Source organism: Stenotrophomonas sp. 3diitr2024 (assembly GCF_042136455.1).
Taxonomy (GTDB): Bacteria; Pseudomonadota; Gammaproteobacteria; order Xanthomonadales; family Xanthomonadaceae; genus Stenotrophomonas; species Stenotrophomonas sepilia.
In genome coordinates this window covers 1-3241 of the sequence record NZ_JBHHMJ010000479.1, presented here as the reverse complement: position 1 = coordinate 3241, position 3241 = coordinate 1, and the positions used below count along the sequence as shown (strand labels likewise).

Genomic DNA, 3241 nt, shown 5'->3' with positions numbered 1-3241 from the left:
CCATTCACGCCCGCCTGCGCGAAGCTGGTTTCACGCAGGAAAGGGATCTGACCCCATCCCGCAGTTACGGCACCGCTGCCGTCACCACGATCTCGACCTTCCACTCGGCGTGGGCGAGCTTGGCTTCGAAGGTTGCGCGGGCCGGAGTCGCGCCCTCGACCACCCACTCGTCCCACGCCTTGTTCATGCCGTCGAAGTCGGCGATGTCGGCCAGGAACACTTCCGCACGCAGCACGTGCTGGCGATCACTGGCGACCAGCGCCAGCAGCTTGTCGATCTCCGCCAGCACCTGCCGGGTCTGGCCGGTGATGTCCTGGCTGGTGTCTTCCGGAATCTGGCCGGAGAGGTAGGCGACCTTGTTGTACACGGTCATTTCGGACATGCGCGGTCCGACGTCGTAACGCTCCATCATGGGCGTGGCTCCTGCGGGTGATCAGGCCCGCATTGTCCTCCAATCCGGTCAACGGTGGGTGCACGGGTCCCCCGCGCGACGCGTCACTACCGGGCTCCGACACATCTGCTGGTCAAATGGCGGCGACAGGCGCACGATGCGCCACGCCCCGCGTTGACACCGCACTCGCCCCTCCTGACGCACCCTTGCGCCGATGACCGCAGCCACCAACCCCGCCGCCGCTTCCTCCACCCCGGCATGGAAGCGGGTCCTCACCATTGTCGTTCCCCTGCTGATCCTCTCGCTGGCCCTGCATGGCCTGGCCAGTGAATTCGATGAGCACGGCTACCGCGCCATCCGCCAGGCGTTCCGCCAGCTCAGTGGCCTGCAGATCACGCTCACCGTGATGCTCGGCCTGGCCAGCTACGCCTGCCTGATCGGCTTCGATGCCATCGGCCTGCGCCGCAGCGGCATCCGCGTGCATCCGGCACGCATCGGCATTACCGCCTTCCTTGCGCATACGCTGGGCCAGACGGTGGGCTTTGCCGCGTTGACCGGTGGCGCAGTGCGCCTGCGTGGCTACCGCAGCGCCGGCCTGGACCTGGCGCAGATCGGCCAGGTGGTGCTGATGAGCACGCTCGGTTTCGTGTTCGGTGCGTGGCTGTTGATCAGCGTGGCGCTCTGCATGGAACCGGCGGCAGCGGCGTTGGCATTGCCACTGAATCCCGATGCCGTGCGCATCGTCGGCATCGTCGCCCTGCTCGCCTATCTGGGTACCGTGCTGCTGGTCGGTCGCGATGGACGGCAGTTCAGCGTGTTCGGCCATGCGTTGTGGCTACCCGACCGCCGCACCATGCTCGGCGTCACCGTGCTCAGCGTGATCGAGCTGGTGCTGGCCAGCGCCGCGTTCTATGTGCTGCTGCCGGACTCGACGCCCACCGGCCTGCCCGGCTTCGTCGGCCTGTACCTCGTCGCGGTACTGGCCGGCCTGGTCTCGACCGTGCCGGCCGGCCTGGGCGTGTTCGAATGGAGCCTGTTGAAGCTGTTGCCCCAGGTGGCACCGGCGGCGGTGCTGGCGGCCGCCTTGATCTACCGCGTGACCTATTACGTACTACCGCTGGTGCTGGCCACGTTGCTCGCCCTTGCGCCCGCGCTGCGCCAGCCGCTGCAGGCCAGTGCCGGGGCAACCCGCGCTGGCTGGAACGCACTGCGCCCATGGTTGCCGCAGATCATCGCGCTGGCGGTGTTCAGCATCGGCGCCGCGCTGGTCATCGACGGCACGCTGCCCACGCCACGCCGGCACCTGGTGAATGCCTCGCTGCCGATCCTGGAAACCTCGCACCTGATCGGCAGCCTCAGTGGTGTCGCGCTGCTGCTGATCGGGCAGGGCCTGGCCCGGCGCAGCCACGCGGCGTGGATGCTGGCGATGGCGGTGTGCGTGGTCACCCCGCTGCCGCTGTGGCTGCGCGGTGGCCAACCGTTGATCGCCGTCTCGGCGGTGCTGGTGGCGATGGCGCTGTGGGCCGCGCGCCGCGAGTTCTACCGCCAGGGTGCGCTGCTGGATGAAGCCTGGTCCTGGCCGTGGCTGCGCAACCTGGGCCTGGTGCTGGTGGCGGTGACCTGGCTGCTGTTCTTCACCTACAGCCATGTCGAATACCAGAACGAGCTGTGGTGGCAGTTCGCGGTCTCCGGCAACGCACCGCGCGCGTTGCGCGCGTTGCTGGTGGTGGCCATCGCGCTGGTGATGTTCGGCCTGGCGCGGCTGCTGCACAGCACGCGTAGCCCGCTGCCCGCCGCCGATGAAGCGACGCTGCAATCGCTGGCGCCGGTCCTGGCCGGTGCCACCGACACCCAGGCCTGCCTGGTGCTGACCGCTGACAAGGCAGTGCTGCGCGATGAAGCGAAACTCGGCTTCGTGATGATGCAGCGCTATGGGGGTTCGCTGATCGCGATGGGCGACCCGGTCGGCCCGCCGGACGTCGCCCGCGCATTGATCTGGCGCTTCCGCGAGGAAGCCGACCGCCTCGGCCTGCGCCCCGTCTTCTACCAGGTCGGCGAGACTTACTGGCAGACCTATCTCGACCTTGGCCTGGGGCTGGTCAAGCTGGGCGAAGAAGCGATGGTGCCGCTGCATGATTTCGGCCTGGAAGGGCGCGAGCGCGCCGACCTGCGCCAGGCCTGGAACCGGGGCAAGCGGGGTGGCCTGTCCTTCCGCGTGGCGCCCGTGGAGGAAATTCCCAGCCTGCTGCCGCGCCTGCACGCGATCTCCAACGCATGGCTGGAAGACAAGGCCGGCGACGAAAAGGGCTTCTCGCTCGGCAGCTACGACCCGGATTACCTGGTGCGCTTCCCGGTGGCGCTGGTCGAGGCCGAAGGCCAGATCGTGGCCTTCGCCAATCTTTGGCAGGCACCGGCCGGCGCCGAGCTGTCGGTGGACCTGATGCGCCACGTCAGCGAAGCACCGAAGGGCACGATGGACTTCCTCTTCATCGAGCTGTTCCTGTGGGGCCGCGCACAGGGCTATGCACGTTTCTCGCTGGGCATGGCGCCGCTTTCCGGGCTGGCACAGCATCGTCTGGCTGGCCGCTGGAACCGGCTGGCCGGCCTGCTGGCGCGGCATGGCGAACGTTTCTACGGGTTCAGTGGCCTGCGCCGCTTCAAGTCGAAGTTCGATCCGCAGTGGCGGCCGCGCTATCTCGCCGCGCCCGGCGGCATGCACCTGCCGGCGGCGCTGCTGGACGCCACGCGCCTGATCTCTCTGGACCCGCGGCGCAACTGACGACCCGCGCCACCCGGCAGGTGTCGACCTTGGTCGACACGGCGGCGACAGTGGTCGGGCATGGCTGGCAG

At 68.5% G+C, this 3241-nt stretch carries 2 protein-coding genes; one reads left to right on the top strand and one right to left on the bottom strand.

Features of this window, described 5'->3' with window-relative positions; genetic code table 11:
* Nucleotides 1–64 precede the first annotated feature (64 nt).
* Complete coding sequence (locus ABGA94_RS12155; RefSeq protein ID WP_005418155.1) at nt 65–412, bottom strand: RidA family protein; 348 nt, start codon at nt 410–412, stop codon at nt 65–67.
* A 193-nt stretch (nt 413–605) separates the two neighbouring features.
* Here ABGA94_RS12155 and mprF point away from each other — a divergent pair, with 193 nt between their 5' ends.
* Nucleotides 606–3170 carry a bifunctional lysylphosphatidylglycerol flippase/synthetase MprF gene (mprF, locus tag ABGA94_RS12150; protein WP_005418156.1) on the top strand — a complete coding sequence of 855 codons (2565 nt, stop codon included), beginning with the start codon at nt 606–608 and terminating at the stop codon, nt 3168–3170.
* The last annotated feature ends 71 nt before the right edge of the window (nt 3171–3241 follow it).